The sequence below is a fragment of the Pseudomonas sp. Ga0074129 genome, from assembly GCA_001465025.1.
Lineage (GTDB): Bacteria > Pseudomonadota > Gammaproteobacteria > Pseudomonadales > Pseudomonadaceae > Aquipseudomonas.
Window position 1 is genome coordinate 33,997 of sequence record LNDO01000088.1, and the last position, 14,425, is coordinate 48,421.

General features: G+C 61.1%; 16 protein-coding genes. 5 read left to right on the forward strand and 11 right to left on the reverse strand.

Annotation, left to right across the window (positions count from 1 at the left end; genetic code table 11):
- Positions 1–4 precede the first annotated feature (4 nt).
- The gene (gene hemB, locus AUK77_RS12900; RefSeq protein WP_296130345.1) at positions 5–1,018 is read right to left on the reverse strand and encodes a porphobilinogen synthase; all 1,014 of its coding nucleotides are present in this window, start codon (positions 1,016–1,018) and stop codon (positions 5–7) included.
- Positions 1,019–1,264: 246 nt separating this feature from the next.
- Positions 1,265–2,500: a sterol desaturase family protein gene (locus AUK77_RS12905; protein WP_296130347.1), complete on the reverse strand. Its 1,236-nt coding sequence runs from the start codon at positions 2,498–2,500 to the stop codon at positions 1,265–1,267.
- A 155-nt stretch (positions 2,501–2,655) separates the two neighbouring features.
- On the opposite strand from AUK77_RS12905, the gene elbB reads away from it, so the two are divergent.
- Positions 2,656–3,318 (forward strand): isoprenoid biosynthesis glyoxalase ElbB, encoded by a 663-nt coding sequence (gene elbB / locus AUK77_RS12910; RefSeq protein ID WP_296130349.1) that lies wholly within the window; start codon positions 2,656–2,658, stop codon positions 3,316–3,318.
- A gap of 131 nt (positions 3,319–3,449) precedes the next feature.
- On the forward strand, positions 3,450–3,920 hold the full coding sequence (locus AUK77_RS12915; RefSeq protein ID WP_296130351.1) for a thioesterase family protein: 471 nt from the start codon (positions 3,450–3,452) through the stop codon (positions 3,918–3,920).
- Positions 3,921–3,999: 79 nt separating this feature from the next.
- Here the strand turns inward: AUK77_RS12915 and AUK77_RS12920 are convergent, their stop codons facing one another.
- The gene (locus AUK77_RS12920; protein WP_296130352.1) at positions 4,000–4,449 is read right to left on the reverse strand and encodes a YaiI/YqxD family protein; all 450 of its coding nucleotides are present in this window, start codon (positions 4,447–4,449) and stop codon (positions 4,000–4,002) included.
- A 180-nt stretch (positions 4,450–4,629) separates the two neighbouring features.
- Here AUK77_RS12920 and AUK77_RS12925 point away from each other — a divergent pair, with 180 nt between their 5' ends.
- The gene (locus tag AUK77_RS12925; protein WP_296130354.1) at positions 4,630–5,403 is read left to right on the forward strand and encodes an SDR family NAD(P)-dependent oxidoreductase; all 774 of its coding nucleotides are present in this window, start codon (positions 4,630–4,632) and stop codon (positions 5,401–5,403) included.
- Positions 5,404–5,418: 15 nt separating this feature from the next.
- Here AUK77_RS12925 and rhtB read toward each other — a convergent pair whose 3' ends face one another.
- From rhtB to AUK77_RS12940, 3 genes are all read right to left on the reverse strand, one after another.
- Positions 5,419–6,048, reverse strand: coding sequence for a homoserine/homoserine lactone efflux protein (gene rhtB, locus AUK77_RS12930; RefSeq protein ID WP_296130355.1), 630 nt, complete (start codon positions 6,046–6,048; stop codon positions 5,419–5,421).
- Between the two features lie 137 nt (positions 6,049–6,185).
- The gene (locus AUK77_RS12935) at positions 6,186–6,761 is read right to left on the reverse strand and encodes a mechanosensitive ion channel family protein (RefSeq protein WP_296130448.1); all 576 of its coding nucleotides are present in this window, start codon (positions 6,759–6,761) and stop codon (positions 6,186–6,188) included.
- 8 nt (positions 6,762–6,769) lie between these two features.
- On the reverse strand, positions 6,770–8,680 hold the full coding sequence (locus tag AUK77_RS12940; RefSeq protein WP_296130357.1) for an ATP-binding cassette domain-containing protein: 1,911 nt from the start codon (positions 8,678–8,680) through the stop codon (positions 6,770–6,772).
- A gap of 50 nt (positions 8,681–8,730) precedes the next feature.
- Here AUK77_RS12940 and AUK77_RS12945 point away from each other — a divergent pair, with 50 nt between their 5' ends.
- Positions 8,731–9,195 carry a TIGR02444 family protein gene (locus AUK77_RS12945; RefSeq protein ID WP_296130358.1) on the forward strand — a complete coding sequence of 155 codons (465 nt, stop codon included), beginning with the start codon at positions 8,731–8,733 and terminating at the stop codon, positions 9,193–9,195.
- On the opposite strand, the gene AUK77_RS12950 is transcribed toward AUK77_RS12945, so the two are convergent.
- Positions 9,192–9,971: an AlgP family protein gene (locus tag AUK77_RS12950; RefSeq protein WP_296130360.1), complete on the reverse strand. Its 780-nt coding sequence runs from the start codon at positions 9,969–9,971 to the stop codon at positions 9,192–9,194. The genes AUK77_RS12945 and AUK77_RS12950 overlap by 4 nt on opposite strands.
- Before the next feature lie 133 nt (positions 9,972–10,104).
- Here AUK77_RS12950 and AUK77_RS12955 point away from each other — a divergent pair, with 133 nt between their 5' ends.
- Entirely contained in the window at positions 10,105–10,749 is a 645-nt protein-coding gene (locus AUK77_RS12955) for an FKBP-type peptidyl-prolyl cis-trans isomerase (protein WP_296130362.1), read from the forward strand.
- Between the two features lie 7 nt (positions 10,750–10,756).
- Here AUK77_RS12955 and rsd read toward each other — a convergent pair whose 3' ends face one another.
- From rsd to AUK77_RS12975, 4 genes are all read right to left on the reverse strand, one after another.
- A complete protein-coding gene (gene rsd / locus AUK77_RS12960; protein ID WP_296130364.1) occupies positions 10,757–11,233 on the reverse strand; it encodes a sigma D regulator in 477 nt (158 codons plus the stop codon).
- Positions 11,234–11,426: 193 nt separating this feature from the next.
- Positions 11,427–11,969 (reverse strand): DUF3833 domain-containing protein, encoded by a 543-nt coding sequence (locus AUK77_RS12965; RefSeq protein ID WP_296130365.1) that lies wholly within the window; start codon positions 11,967–11,969, stop codon positions 11,427–11,429.
- 20 nt (positions 11,970–11,989) lie between these two features.
- Positions 11,990–13,240 (reverse strand): heme biosynthesis HemY N-terminal domain-containing protein, encoded by a 1,251-nt coding sequence (locus AUK77_RS12970; protein WP_296130367.1) that lies wholly within the window; start codon positions 13,238–13,240, stop codon positions 11,990–11,992.
- On the reverse strand, positions 13,237–14,424 hold the full coding sequence (locus AUK77_RS12975; RefSeq protein WP_296130369.1) for a uroporphyrinogen-III C-methyltransferase: 1,188 nt from the start codon (positions 14,422–14,424) through the stop codon (positions 13,237–13,239). The genes AUK77_RS12970 and AUK77_RS12975 overlap by 4 nt, the downstream gene beginning before the upstream one ends.
- Position 14,425: the final 1 nt, after the last annotated feature.

The window sequence follows — 14,425 nt, forward strand, 5'->3', positions numbered from 1 at the left end:
GGGGCTATTGCCCCTGCTTCAACAGTTCTGCCGCGCGCACGGCGAAATAGGTCAGGATGCCATCGGCACCCGCACGTTTGAAAGCAGTGAGCGATTCGAGAATGACCGCTTCACTTAGCCAGCCGTTCTGGATCGCAGCCATGTGCATGGCGTATTCACCGCTGACTTGATAAACAAAGGTCGGCACCTTGAACTCGGTTTTCACCCGCCAGAGGATGTCCAGGTAGGGCATGCCTGGCTTGACCATGACCATGTCCGCGCCTTCTGCGAGGTCGGCGGCCACTTCATGCAGGGCTTCGTCACCATTGGCCGGGTCCATCTGGTAGCTGGCCTTGTTGGCCTTACCCAGATTCGCTGCCGAGCCGACCGCATCACGGAACGGGCCGTAGTAGGCGCTGGCGTACTTGGCCGAGTAGGCCATGATCCGCACGTTGCTGTGGTCGGCCAACTCCAGTGCTTCACGAATGGCCTGCACGCGGCCGTCCATCATGTCCGACGGTGCAACCACTTGAGCACCAGCAGCGGCATGCGACAGCGCCTGCTTGACCAACGCATCGACCGTGACGTCGTTCTGCACATAGCCGGACTCATCAAGGATGCCGTCCTGACCGTGGGTGGTAAACGGGTCCAGCGCCACATCGCTGATAACCCCAAGCTCAGGGAACTTGGCGCGCAGGGCACGAATCGCGCGCTGAGCAATGCCGTCTGGGTTCCAGGCTTCTTCCGCCAGCAGGGATTTCTTTTCCAGCGGCGTCACCGGAAACAGCGCCAACGCCGGAATACCCAACGCCACCCAGTGCTCGGCTTCTTTAAGAAGCAGGTCGATAGATAGGCGTTCGACGCCGGGCATCGAGGCAATCGCTTCGCGGCGGTTTTCGCCGTCGAGGACGAACACCGGCAGAATCAGGTCATCCACACTCAGGCGGTTTTCCCGCACCAGACGCCGGGAGAAATCGTCACGACGGTTGCGACGCAGGCGGGTGGCGGGAAACAGGCGATTGGCAGGGGTAAAGCTCACGGTAGGCTCCGAAGCCCGCAGTAACGGGCGAGTGTGACAGTTATAAGCGGCCATTATGACCAAAGTATGACAACACACGACAGCGCTGCGACCGCTTGCCGCAAGCCTTGCAAGCATAGCGCTGTGATCGGCGCGCGGATATGCCGCCGCGCGCACCAGCGCCCGCGTAACCCGACCTGACCGTGCGGCATAAAAAAGCCCAACAGACCGGCAAGGGTGTTGGGCTTGACCGCGCGCAATGCTCGCTTATGCCGGCACGGCGGCCTCGGCGCGGGGCGTCCAGAACAGCGCCATGAGACTCAGCAGGCTGTAGCCCAGCAGCAGCCCCCATACCATTGGCAGCGCCGGCAGCAAGCCGAGCTGCAGCGCCATCCAAACCGCTGGCACATTGAACAGCAGGCGCAGCATTTCCAGCGCCTTGGCCGTGGGCCGATTTTCCAGCCAGAGGCCAATCACGGTCAGCCCCAGGGCCATCCAGGCGACCCCCAACAAGGTCTGCGCCAGACTCAAGGTATCGCCCATGCCCAACAGCACAGTGCCGCCCAGCACATACAGACTGAATTGCGCCCCGGCATAGAGCTTTTGCGCCAAGTTGAGCGGCACATCGAATTTAACGAACTGACTGAGATCCGGCTTTTGCTGCGGGTATTTCGCTGCAACATCAGCGGGTCGCCAGCCGGTGCGCATAAACCAGATGCGCAACTTGTCCCACCACGACTCCGCCCGCACTGCATCGCGCCACAGCGCCAGGTAAAACTGCGCATTGGCCCACAGTGGATTCCAGCTCGCCAACGGCGTGGTCACGCCAAACACCACCGGCTCTTCGTCCAACTCTTCCTGAAAAGTGCCGAACAGGCGGTCCCAGAGGATAAATACGCCGCCGTAATTACGGTCCATGTACACCGCATTCTGCGCATGGTGCACACGATGGTTGGACGGGGTAATAAAGAACCACTCGAACCAGCCCAGTTTAGGGATATGCCGTGTATGCACCCAGAACTGATACAGCAGGTTAAGCGCCGCCACGGTGAGAAACACCAGCGGCGGCACACCGAGCACGGCCATCGGCACATAAAATATCCAGCCGAAGATAAACCCAGTGCTGGTCTGGCGCAGCGCGGTGGACAGGTTGTAGTCCTCGCTCTGGTGATGCACTGAGTGCGCGGCCCAAAGCACATTGCGCTCATGGCCCAGGCGATGGTTCCAGTAGTAGCAGAGGTCATAGAAGACAAAGGCGAAGATCCACACCCAAAGGCTGCTCGCCGACAGTTCGAACACGCCCAAGTATTGCCAGACTAGGGTATAGGTCAGCATCCCCACTGCCTTGGTCAGCAAGCCCACGGTGGTCGAAAGCACGCCCGCGCTGAGGCTGTTGACGGCATCAGAGAAGCGATAGGTGTGAACCCCGCGCCAGCGGTCCAAGAACAGCTCAAGAGTAATCAATACAAAGAAGAACGGCACGGCATAGAGGATGTAATTCATAGTCTGGCCTGAACGTGATATTACTCAGCGCATCCTAGCCCCAAGCCCGGCCAGCCTCGCGACGCAGGATGCCAAGGTAAGGGGCATTTGACGACAATGCCGGGCCGCCTCAAAGGTAAGCCTAGCCCCGAAAAATCTGCTTGGAGGAGCCTTTGATGAACAAGAAAATCGCGGTGATTCTGTCCGGTTGTGGCGTCTATGACGGCGCTGAAATCCATGAAAGCGTGCTCACCCTGCTGCGTCTCGACCAGCGCGGCGCCGTGGTGCAGTGCTTTGCCCCCAACGTGGCGCAACTGCATGTGGTCGATCACTACAGCGGCGACGAAATGGATGAAACGCGCAATGTGCTGGTTGAATCGGCCCGTATTGCCCGCGGCCAGATCAAGGACGTCAAAGAACTGCATGTCGGCGACTTTGACGCCGTGATCCTGCCCGGCGGCTTTGGCGTGGCGAAAAACCTTTCGGACTTCGTTGTCAGCGGAGCCAACTGCAACGTGCAGGCCGATGTACTGAGCGCTACCCAGACCTTCGTCAAGGCCGGCAAGCCGGTGGGCTTGATGTGCATCGCCCCGGCACTGGCCGCGAAAATCTTCGGTGCGGGCGTGATCTGCACCATCGGCAAGGATCACGACACCGCCGCCGCACTCACGCAAATGGGTGCCGAGCACCACGAGTGCGAGGTAAACGACATTGTTGAGGACGCGCAACACAAACTGGTCACCACGCCGGCCTATATGCTCGCGCAGTCGATCAGCGAAGCGGCCGCAGGCATCAACAAGCTGGTGGATCGGGTACTGGAGCTGAGCCACCCGGCCTAACAGGCTGTTTATGGCTGGATCAGACCAGCAGCACGCCAATCACGCCAATGCGCGCGGCACTCGCGCCGCGCCTCTGGTCAGATGCTCGCCACTGCGGCAGGTTGACCATTCCCTCACTTGGCGTATACCCCATGAGCAAGCCGTCTTTCGAACTCACCGCTGAATTGCAGCAGGCCGTGGCCGCGTTTTTTCAGCGCATCCCGTTCAACCAGATGCTCGGCATCGAACTGGACGAACTGAGCACCGAGCGGGTGACCATGCACCTGCCGATGAAGCCCGAGCTGATCGGCAACTTCGTCCACGGCATCCTGCATGGCGGGGTGATTTCCTCGTTGCTGGACGTCACCGGCGGGGCCATGGCGCTGATCGGCGCGTTCGACAAACATCAACACCTGTCCAGCGCCGAACGCATGGCCAAACTGTCCAAGCTCGGCACCATCGACCTGCGCATCGACTACCTGCGCCCTGGCCGTGGTCAACGTTTCACCGCCACGGCGGTGCTGCTGCGTTCCGGCAACAAAGTCGCGGTGGTGCGCAGTGAACTGCACAGCGACGACGGCACGCTGGTGGCAGTCGGCACCGGTACCTACCTGTGCGGATAATCCAGGTCGGATCAGAGAACAGCGATGAGACGCCAAGGCTCGCCGCTAAAGCGCCTCCCACAGCAGTACGCAGGATGCGCTAACGGCTCAAGCGGGTGAGGATACGATCCAGCGCATTGGCAAACGCCTGCTTGTCGCGCTCGCCATAAGCGGCCTGGCCTCCGCCCATCTGGCCTTGTTCGCGCAGTTCGGTAAACAGGTTACGCACCGCCAGCTTGTCCGCCATGTTGCGCTCATCAAACTCGCGCCCGCGCGGGTCCAGCGCCGCCACGCCCTTCTTCACCAGCCGATCCGCCAGCGGCACATCGCTGCAAATCACCAGTTCGCCGGGCTGGGCGTGCTCCACCAGGTAATCATCCGCCGCATCCGGCCCACTGGGCACCACAATCAAACGCACGCAACTGAAGGCCGGTTTGGCCAACGCCTGCCCCGCCACCATCACCACCTCAAAGCGCCGCTTCAAGGCAAACTTCACCACCTGATCCTTGGCCGCCCGAGGGCAGGCATCGGCATCGATCCAGACTCGCATCAGCGCGCAATCTCCTTGTTTCACCATGTTAAGAGGGGCGCATACCAGCCACAGCGATGCCAAGCGCTCGCGGGCATCGTGCAGAACCGATAGGCTGAACACTCAAGCGCCGCACGGCAAGCCCAGATAGCGCAGAGTGCTGAGCAGCGAGAACCAAATCACCCGGCGCAGGAGCCACCCATGAGTTTTTGGCAACGCTTGGAAGAACCCGCCCATGTCGTGGTGTGTGGGGCCAGCCGGGGGATTGGTCTGGCCTTGACTGAGCAGTTATTGGCCCGTGCCGATGTTGCTCGCGTATATGCGGTGGCCCGCCACGCGACACAGGCGCAGGGCTTGCAGGCCGTGGTCGCCGTGCATGGGCCACGGTTGCAGTGCCTGGATGTGGACGTGTGCGATGAGCAGGCGCTGAGTGCGCTGGCCGCTCATCTGCGAGCGGTGATACCGCGCGTGCATCTGTTGCTGTGCACCGTCGGCGTGCTGCAGGACGGCGCATCGCGCGCCGAGAAAGGCTTGGCGCAGTTGAATCTTGACGGGCTGTTGGCGACCTTTCAGCGCAACAGCTTTGCACCGATTCTGCTGCTCAAACATTTGTTGCCTCTGCTGCGCGGCCAGCACCCGTGCACCGTGGCAGCGCTGTCGGCGCGGGTGGGTTCGATCGGCGATAACCGCCTCGGCGGCTGGTACAGTTACCGCGCCAGCAAGGCGGCGTTGAATCAACTGCTGCACACGGCGAGCATCGAACTGAGCCGACTCAACCCCAACAGTTGCGTGCTCAGCCTGCACCCCGGCACCACTGACACCGACCTATCAAAACCCTTTCAGGCCAATGTGCCGGCCGAAAAACTGTTTACACCGCACTACTCCGCCGAATGCTTGCTGGCGCAAGTTGAGCGGCACGGCCCTGCACAAACCGGCACGTTCTGGGGCTGGGACGGCCAGCCGATTCCTTGGTAAGGATCAGCTTGCCGATCAAACGGGGGCGCGGCGCACGCTGGCCAGCAAGGCTGCCGCACCAATGAACAGGGCACCAAAGGTGCGGTTCATCACACGCTGCTGACGCGGCGAACGCAGCGCACCCAGCACCCGTGCCGCCAAGCCGGTGTAACCGGCCATCACGATCAGGTCGACGCAAATCATGGTGACGCCCATCACCAGGTACTGCATCAGCAGCGGCGCTTGTGGATTGAGGAACTGCGGCAGCACCGCGAGCATGAAAACAATCGCCTTGGGGTTGCTGAAGTTGACCAGAAAACCGCGCAGCACCAAGGTCAGCGGACGGCCAATCGGACGCTCGGTCTGTGTCGCCATATCGCTAGGCAGCGCCTGCCACTGGCGATAGCCGAGGTAAACCAAGTACACCACACCGAACCACTTGATCAGACTGAACGCCAGTTCAGAGGCGGCCAGAATCGCCCCGACACCAGCTGCCACGATCACGATCTGCAGGACCAAGCCCAGTTGCAGACCCAGGGCATTCCAGTAACCGCGCAAAAAACCATACTGCAAACCGGCCGACATCGAGGCAATCGCCCCCGCTCCCGGTGACAGGCTGATGATCCAACAGGCAACAAAGAACGCGAGCCAGGTTTCCAGTGCCATGGCAGTTACCTCAAACAGAACAGAGAAAGGAAGATAGGCAGCGAGACTAACGCGTGTTGGACCATCCGCCCAGTTGCAGCGCGCAAGCTGATTAGAACGAGACCCCGGCGAGACGCGGATCACATGCCCCACACCGATTAAACGTTGCGCGGTCGCTCAGGGGGCAAATCGCCGTTACGCCAGCGACGCACAGCCTTCTGGAAAAACAGGGTATTGGGGATCTGGACCCAGGCCCCAGGCGCGTCGCCGCTAAGGTCCTCTAGGGTGGTGTAAAACAGATTGATCTCCATAACCCGGCCACGCACGCCGGGTTTGTCGGCACTTTCCAGCACTTCAACACAGTCACCGATACGAAAAGGCCCCAGGGTAAAGATCAGCAGCGCGCAGAACATGTTCGACAACACACTCCACAACGCAAAGAAGGCGATTGCAGCCACCGCCGCAAACCCGGTCAAAGCCCCCCAAAGCACCTGTGCCGAGACACCGACACGCTCCAGTACCAGCAACAATGCACTGCCTAGAACCAACCATCGCAACACGCCGCGCAGTGGCACCAGCAACTCCGCCGGTAACTGCGGATAACGCTTACCAAGGCGGGTGATGCCACGGGTAAGCAGACGCTGCAGTAACCAAGCCAGCAGAATGATCAGCAACACCTGACCAGCCGTTAGCAGAGGCTCGCGCCAGGCCAGCAGCCATTCCAGGGTTGGCAGACTGATCGTCAACTGGCAGCCTCCAACTCGGCTTGCAGCGCTTCGAGGGTTTCCAGTGCGAGCAACCAGCGCTCTTCCAGATCGGCCTCGCGGCTTTTCAGCTTGGCTTGTTCGGCCAGGGCGTCACGCAGTTCGTCCTTGCGCGCGGCGTCGTAGATGTCGCTTTCGCCCAAGCGGGTTTCAACCGCCGCGAGCTTTTCATGCAACTGGCCCAGCTCTTTCTCTAGCTTGTCGGCTTCGCGCTTGTGCGGTGCCAATTGCTGACGCAACGCGGCGGCAGCCTGACGCTGTACGCGCTTGTCGGTTTTATCCGGATTGCTCTCGCTGCTGCTCGCCGGTGCCTGACGCACGCGGTAATCGACCAGCCAGCGGGCGTAGTCTTCCAGATCACCGTCGAAGGGCAGCACCTGCCCATCGGCCACCAGCAGAAATTCGTCGGTGGTGCTTTTCAGCAAGTGACGGTCGTGGGACACCACCACCACCGCGCCGCTGAACTCTTGCAGGGCCATGGTCAGCGCCAGGCGCATTTCCAAGTCGAGGTGGTTGGTCGGCTCATCCAGCAACAGCAGATTCGGCTTGCCCCAAGCGATCAGCGCCAAGGCCAGACGGGCTTTCTCACCACCGGAGAAATTCAGCACCGGCTCATCGCAACGCGGGCCACGGAAGTCGAAACCGCCGAGGAAGTCGCGCAGGGTTTGTTCGCGCTCGGTAGGTGCCAGACGCTGGAAGTGCAGCAGCGGGCTGGCTTTATCGTCCAGCGCATCAAGTTGATGCTGGGCAAAGTAGCCGACCACCAGATTCTCGCCGCGCTGCAGATGGCCGCTGATGGGCTGCAGTTCGTTCGAGAGATTTTTGATCAGGGTCGACTTGCCCGCACCATTTGGCCCGAGCAGACCGATGCGCGCACCGGGCGCCAGGCTGAGCTTGACCTTCTCCAGCACAACCTTATCGCCGTAGCCAAGGCGACCTTCACTCAAGCTGAGCAGTGGGCTGGAGATCTTGTCGGCCTCGCGGAAGCTGAAATCAAACGGCGAATCGACATGCGCCGCCGACAGCTCTTCCATGCGCTCCAGCGCCTTGATCCGGCTCTGTGCCTGGCGCGCTTTGGTGGCTTGAGCCTTAAAGCGGGCGATGTACTTTTCCATGTGCGCGCGCTGCACTTGCTGCTTTTCGTACGCCTGTTGCTGCTGCGCGAGACGCTCGGCACGGGTGCGTTCAAAGGCTGAATAGCCCCCGCGATACAGGGTCAGCTTCTGCTGATCGAGGTGTGCCACATGATCGACCACGGCATCGAGGAAATCGCGGTCGTGGGAAATCAGCAGCAAGGTGCCGGGATAGCCTTTGAGCCAGCCTTCCAGCCAGAGAATCGCGTCGAGGTCGAGGTGGTTGGTCGGCTCATCGAGCAGCAACAGGTCGGACGGACACATCAGTGCCTGCGCCAGGTTCAAACGCATGCGCCAGCCACCGGAGAAGTCACCAACACGACGGTCCATCTGCGCACTGTCAAAGCCCAAGCCGGCGAGCAGCTTGCGCGCGCGGGCATCAGCACTGTAACCGTCGAGGGTGTCGAGTTCCGTGTGCAAGCGCGCCACGGCAGCGCCGTCATGCGCGGCTTCGGCCACGGCCAGTTCGGCTTGCACCCGGCGCAGCTTTACATCGCCGTCGAGGACGTAATCAACGGCCTGGCGTTCGACAGCGTCGATCTCCTGACGCATGTGTGCCACGCGCCAGTCGGCGGGTATCAGGCAATCGCCCGCGTCGGCACTCAGCTCGCCACGGAACAGGGCAAACAGGCTGGATTTACCGGCACCGTTAGCGCCGATCAGGCCGGCTTTGTGGCCGGGGTGCAGGGTCATCTCGGCGTCTTCTAGCAGACGCTGAGGGCCACGCTGTAAAGTCAGGTTCTGGAGTCGGATCATAATGGCGACGGAGTCTACCAGAGTCCCTTTAGAGAAACCCGGAAAGCACCATGACGACTGACCTGTGGCGATTCGCCCAAAACCTGTATCAACAACCCGGCGTTGAGGCCGCGTGCCTGCGCCTGCAAGCTGACGGCGCGGATGTCTGCCTGCTGCTGTGCGCCGCCTGGTTGGAGCGTAGGCAGATCGACTGCAACGCAACGCGCGCCGGGGCGTTGCGCCAACTCGCGCTACCTTGGCAACAACAGGTGGTGGTACCGCTGCGTCAGTTACGGCAAAGCTGGCGTGAGCGGGCAGCGGGTGACGATGCTCTGGCGCTGCTGCGCGAACAGGTCAAACAACTGGAACTGGCTGCCGAACGGCAACAACTGCAGCGACTGGCGCAATGCAGCGAGGCTTGGCCGCGCGCAGGCGCTTCAACCCCTGCGCAATGGCTGGACGCGCTAGCGCCCGAACCGGCCAACCGCGATGCGCTGCAAACGCTGCGCATCGCGGCAACACAACTAAACGCTTAAGCGGCGCTGGTTGGGTTGCTGTCGGCAGCCGGCGCGGCTGGCGCAGCGACCGCTGGAGCTTTGGCTACCACGGGCTTGGCGACCGGTTTTTTCGCAGCGGGTTTGGCGGTCGGTTTAGCGACTGGCTTCGCGGCTGGTTTGGCAGCTGGCTTAGGCGCAACAGCCTTGCTGGCTACAGGTTTGGCGGCGGCGGGTTTTGCGGCAGCTTTGGGCGCAGCAGGTGCTTTGCTTGCGGCCTTGGCGGGCGCTTTGGCCGGTGCTTTTACCGCACCCACTGCGGCAGTTGTTTTAGCTGCGGGCTTGGCAGCAGCAGGTTTGGACGCTGCTGGCTTGGCTGCTGGTTTAACCTGAGCTGCCTTGACTGCACGGCTGTCCAACGCCTTGTTAACCGCTTCTTTGACCTTGCCTACACCTTGGGCGAGCTTCAGGCTTTCCTGCGCATCGCGCTTCAATTCGGCGATGTAGCTGCGCGTCTCGCTTTGACGGTCTTTCAGGGTGTCGAGCAGTTGCTCCAACTCTTCAACCGCCTCTTTGGCTTTAAGCTGCGCCTTGGCTTTACCCGCTACCGCAGCGTCCTGCATCTTGCTGCGCGCTTTGTGCAATTTCTCTTGAGCCTTGCCGCGCTGCTTTTCCAGCTTGGCGAGGAGCTGCTCGGCTTCGACCAAAGCACGCGTGCAGGCGTCCTCCAGGTGCTCAAGCAGGCTGTGGGAGAGCTGCTGCAGCAAGTGCAGCGGGGTGCTCACGGATTTCTTCTTCGCATTCTTTGTTGCGGACATGACGCGCCTCCTGGCGGATGAAGTTACCGCCATACTAGACCTCCTGCGCCCTGCCTCGCTACCTCACGCACGCCCGCATTGAGCTCGCGCGCGTGGCTGGCATAATCGGGCGATCATAGGCCGGAGATTCCCCATGCCACGTTTGACCTTGCTGCTGCTCTGCCTGCTGGCGTCCTACACGCAAGCAGACGATCACGCCCACGACCTGGCCTACAGCCTCGGCGTGAAACTGGGCGAGCGGCTGCGCGACGAAGTGCCACAGTTAGAGTTACAAGCGCTGCTCGACGGCCTGCGCCAGGCCTATCGCAACGAGCCTTTAGCGCTGGAAGCAGAACGTATTGAGGAGCTGCTGGCCGAGCACGACGCGCACTTGGCCGAGGTGCCGCAGCAGCTTGAAAAAGCGAAGCAAGCCGAGAAGCGTTTTCTCGCCAACGAGAAAGCTAAGGCAGGTGTACGCGTGCTGGACAATGGCGTATTGATGCAGCAATTGCGTGCTGGCAGCGGCCAAAAACCACGCCCGCATGATCGCGTGCAGGTGCGCTATGTCGGATTTCTGGCCGATGGCAGCCCGTTTGATGAGAGCCAGACGGCGCAATGGTTTCGCTTGGACAGCGTCATCGCCGGCTGGCGCAGTGCACTACCGCTTATGCCGGTGGGCGCGCAGTGGCGTTTAGTGATTCCGTCGGCTCAGGCGTATGGCGAAGAAGGCGCGGGGGATTTGATTCCACCTTACTCGCCCTTGGTGTTCGAACTGGAATTGCTCGACACCAAGGAGTAGCAGGGGCTCAGGAAGCGGCGGCGGCAGCCTGCTCGCGATGGGCGTTGTGCAGCACCTCGATAAGGCAATCTTCTAACTCGAAGCGCTCGTGCAACAACTGGCCGAGACGCTTGAGTTCATCCAGCAAAGAGCCTGAGTCCTGACGGTCGCTGTTGTCGCAACGATCATTAAAGGCCAACGCCACTTCGGTGATCGCCTCAATGCGCGGGTAAATTTGCTTGGCCAGGTCCAGGCCACGCTGATCACCAAAGGCTTTGGCTTCACTGGTCAACTGCTCGTAGACCTCAAAGTGGCCCGCCGAGACGTAATCAACCAAGATTTCACAGAAGCGCTGGACAGTCTCGCAATGGGTGCTGGGCGCCTGCGCAGCGATATTGATAGCGGCATAGGCTTCTACCAACTCGCGACGCTCCTGCAACCAGCGGTCTATCAGCAGATGAACCCCGCCCCAACGTTCCTGGGCATTTTGGCAACTCTCAAGCATGGTGACCTCTACTTCCCTATTGCTATTAGTGTTGTGAGCGAACCAAGACATTTTTCTGTCATTAGCGGCAAGCTCTGGGAAGACAACCGTGAAACGGCAACTTTCCGGCGGTGACTGTGGCCAGATTATTCTGCCACGCACAGGCCTTCAAGACAGGCCGGAAGATAATTTCATACAAGCGTTTAACCGGTAGTCAGGGCTTGTTCATCTTGGCGGCAGGCTTGTAAAAACTCAGGGTGACCTGACCCAAATCGATACCCCACTTCGACATGCGCGCCCGGTTGAGCATCACCTGATCGTCCATCAGGAACATCCAGTCATCAAAATCAACCACATAGGTTGAGTCATCGACCTTCAAGCGCAGCTTGTAGCGCCAGTGCAATGCATTGCCAGCGACATGGCCAATCGCCTCGCCCACCACATCATCTGCCGTCCCGCGCCAACTGCCGTCTGGCTGTTTGCGCAGGGTCCAGACACGTCGTTCGGTGCTGCCATCGCTGTAGGTGAAGTGCTCGTCGAGTACGCCGACATCACCGTCCCAGGTTCCGCTCATAGCGACATGAAAGCGTTTGATCACCTCACCAGAGCGATTCTGAAACATGCCCCAGGCCTGCAACTCGCCGTTAAAATAGTCACTCAGCTCGAGGCCTGGCTGTTGCTGGGCGTAATCACGCACCTGCGGACCGGCACAGCCCATTAGCATGAAGGCAAGACAGCAGATCAACACGACGCGCATAAATGCCTCTCAGCATTCAATTAGGTGGATAAAGCCACCGACGAGGAGCACAAGCGCTCATCCAGCAGACGCATGCCCTCTTGATAGAGGCTGTTGCTGCGCTCCAGTTCGCCCATCTGCGCCAGCAGCCGGGCCAGCTCAGCACAGGTTTCCGGGTGGCGCTGAACGCTCAAACTGCTCTCAAGATAAGTGCGCGCCTTGCCCCACAGCTGATTGTGCATGCACAGCCGACCCAGGGTCAGCAGCAAGCTGGCATCTTGGGGATGTTGCTTGAGCCAGCCCTCGGCCACCTGCAATTGTCGCCCCGCATCACGCCCGTGCAGCAAACCGTAGAGGCGCACCAAGGCAACGTCGTAACTCTGTTTCAGGGCGTTTTGCAGCAGCGTTTGCGCTTCGTCTTCAGCACCCAGATGGCGCAATTGCTCGGCATACACCGCCAGCAAATCCGGCTCACGATGCTGGGCTGCGCTCATGGTCTGCCAGGCTTGATGCAAGGCCGCCAGCGCCGCGGGCTTATCGCCGTCGACAACCTGACCTGCCTGCTGCAAGCGACCACGCCAGGCTTGACGCTCAAGCTCGGCCAGCTCGGCATTGCCCAAGGCTTTTTCCTTGCGCAGATCCGGCAGCAAGCCCAGCAGGGCCGACCAATTGGCCGACTGCAAGTACAACTGCTGCAGTTGACGTAACACCAGATGATGATGCGGATGACGTTCGCGCATGGCCTGCAGGGTTTCCAGCGCGGCTTCGGTCTGGCCGCGCGCCACTTGCAGTTCGGCATGCTGCAGGGCAATCGCCAACTCCGCCTGCGGTTGCTTGTTCAGCGCCTGTTCAAGCAGGTTGTCGCTGGTCTCGTGCTGGCCCAACTGGTTGGCTGCGCGCGCGGCACCCAGGTAGTAGCTCAATGGCTGCGGCGCATCGGCAGCAGCGCGTTGAAGATGACGCAGCGCTCGCGCCCAACGGCCTTCAGCCAGATCAAGAAGACCTTGCTCGCTGGCCAGGCGCACTCGACGGCGGCTGTGCAACCGCGACCAGGGGTTGATAAACCTACCAGACGTGACCAGCAGCCTGATGCTCAGTCGCAGCAAATACAGCAGCAGCCATATCAGCAGCACCAGCACCACGAAAGCCCAGAGGCTGGACTCATAGCGAAAGCCTTGAAAGGCAATCAGCACATAACCTTTGTGCTCGGCCAGCGGCAGCCCGAACAGCAGCAGGCTGGCCGCGCCGGCAACCAGCGCCAAAACCAACACCAGCCAGTAGACACGCTTCATTGCGGAGCCTCCTGCAGGTGCGCTTCGATATCATCCGTCGGTGCATCCAACACTGGCGTCGGCTGCTGATTGCGCGCTGATTGCTTGGCCTGAAGGTAAGCCTGCACGGCATTCAGCGCCGGGCTTAAATCAGGCGGCGTGACCTCAATCGGCCGGGCGCTCAGCTCAACAAGGGCGGCACGCAGGCTGCGGCTGGCAGGGTTGTCCACGTCAAAGTGGGCATCCAGCACCTCGGTCGCCTGTTGCAAGGCTTGCTTAAACACCGCCGCCTCACCGTGCAGTGCGCCCCATTGGGCTTGCTCCAACGCCAGGCTGAGCGCCAGACGCACCTGAGTCAGGCTTTGCCCGGCGAGCAGCGGTCGAATGTTTTGGTCCGCGTTGAAATCGATACGGAAGTATTCCGACAGGGTCTGCAGGGCACGCTGCCACCATTGCGGTTGCGCCGCCGCCTCGTTGGCCAGTTCGCTAAGCACGCCGCCCTCGCCCGTGAAGGTGGGCGTCAGGGCATTCAACTGCACCACTTGGCCGCGTAACGCCGCCAGTTGCAGGAACAAGCCGGTGCGATCCGGGTTATCGGTCGAACGCAAGGCCTGCAGGCTCTTGGCCAGTTGCTCACGGGCGGCAAAAGCGGCTGGGTCATCCTGTTCATGGAGGATTTCATCAGCGGCCTGCACCAGCGCAGTGGCGCTGCTGATGTCTTGCAGCGCCGACAGACGCAGGCTGGCCAGACGCAGCAAATGCTCAGCCTCGGCCAGACGCCAGTCCTGGCGACTGGCACCCAGCACGGTTTCCAGACGCTGATTAAGCAGCTGCTGATCGCCCTGCAACTGCGCCAGCAAACGCCGCCGTGTTTCCAGCTCCTCTACGCTGGGCAGTTGATCAAGCCGTGTATCCAGCGTTTGCCCCACTTGGGCCAGGCGCTGGGCGTCACGTTGAGCATCCTGCAGTAACAACTGCTGTTGCTGGCTGCGCGCTTCCAGCGCCTGCATCTGCAAAAGCCCCCAACCGCCCGCTCCGGCACCAGCAGCAGCGACCAACAAGGCCAACAGCGCCAGACCATTACCGCGCGCAGGCGGTTGGCCTACAGCGGCGGCCGGTTGGCTGGCGGTAGACGGCGCGTCAGCAGCCATAACGGGTGCAGGGGCGTTCAGGTCTTGGTCTTTCGGGGTGGTTGCTTCGCTCACG

What these genes read in the sequence shown, in the direction of transcription:
- AUK77_RS12905 (WP_296130347.1), bottom strand. Translation starts at nt 2,500, where the DNA reads ATGAATTACATCCTCTATGCCGTGCCGTTCTTCTTTGTATTGATTACT.
- elbB (WP_296130349.1), top strand. Translation starts at nt 2,656, where the DNA reads ATGAACAAGAAAATCGCGGTGATTCTGTCCGGTTGTGGCGTCTATGAC.
- AUK77_RS12915 (WP_296130351.1), top strand. Translation starts at nt 3,450, where the DNA reads ATGAGCAAGCCGTCTTTCGAACTCACCGCTGAATTGCAGCAGGCCGTG.
- AUK77_RS12920 (WP_296130352.1), bottom strand. Translation starts at nt 4,449, where the DNA reads ATGCGAGTCTGGATCGATGCCGATGCCTGCCCTCGGGCGGCCAAGGAT.
- AUK77_RS12925 (WP_296130354.1), top strand. Translation starts at nt 4,630, where the DNA reads ATGAGTTTTTGGCAACGCTTGGAAGAACCCGCCCATGTCGTGGTGTGT.
- rhtB (WP_296130355.1), bottom strand. Translation starts at nt 6,048, where the DNA reads ATGGCACTGGAAACCTGGCTCGCGTTCTTTGTTGCCTGTTGGATCATC.
- AUK77_RS12940 (WP_296130357.1), bottom strand. Translation starts at nt 8,680, where the DNA reads ATGATCCGACTCCAGAACCTGACTTTACAGCGTGGCCCTCAGCGTCTG.
- AUK77_RS12945 (WP_296130358.1), top strand. Translation starts at nt 8,731, where the DNA reads ATGACGACTGACCTGTGGCGATTCGCCCAAAACCTGTATCAACAACCC.
- AUK77_RS12950 (WP_296130360.1), bottom strand. Translation starts at nt 9,971, where the DNA reads ATGTCCGCAACAAAGAATGCGAAGAAGAAATCCGTGAGCACCCCGCTG.
- AUK77_RS12955 (WP_296130362.1), top strand. Translation starts at nt 10,105, where the DNA reads ATGCCACGTTTGACCTTGCTGCTGCTCTGCCTGCTGGCGTCCTACACG.
- rsd (WP_296130364.1), bottom strand. Translation starts at nt 11,233, where the DNA reads ATGCTTGAGAGTTGCCAAAATGCCCAGGAACGTTGGGGCGGGGTTCAT.
- AUK77_RS12965 (WP_296130365.1), bottom strand. Translation starts at nt 11,969, where the DNA reads ATGCGCGTCGTGTTGATCTGCTGTCTTGCCTTCATGCTAATGGGCTGT.
- AUK77_RS12970 (WP_296130367.1), bottom strand. Translation starts at nt 13,240, where the DNA reads ATGAAGCGTGTCTACTGGCTGGTGTTGGTTTTGGCGCTGGTTGCCGGC.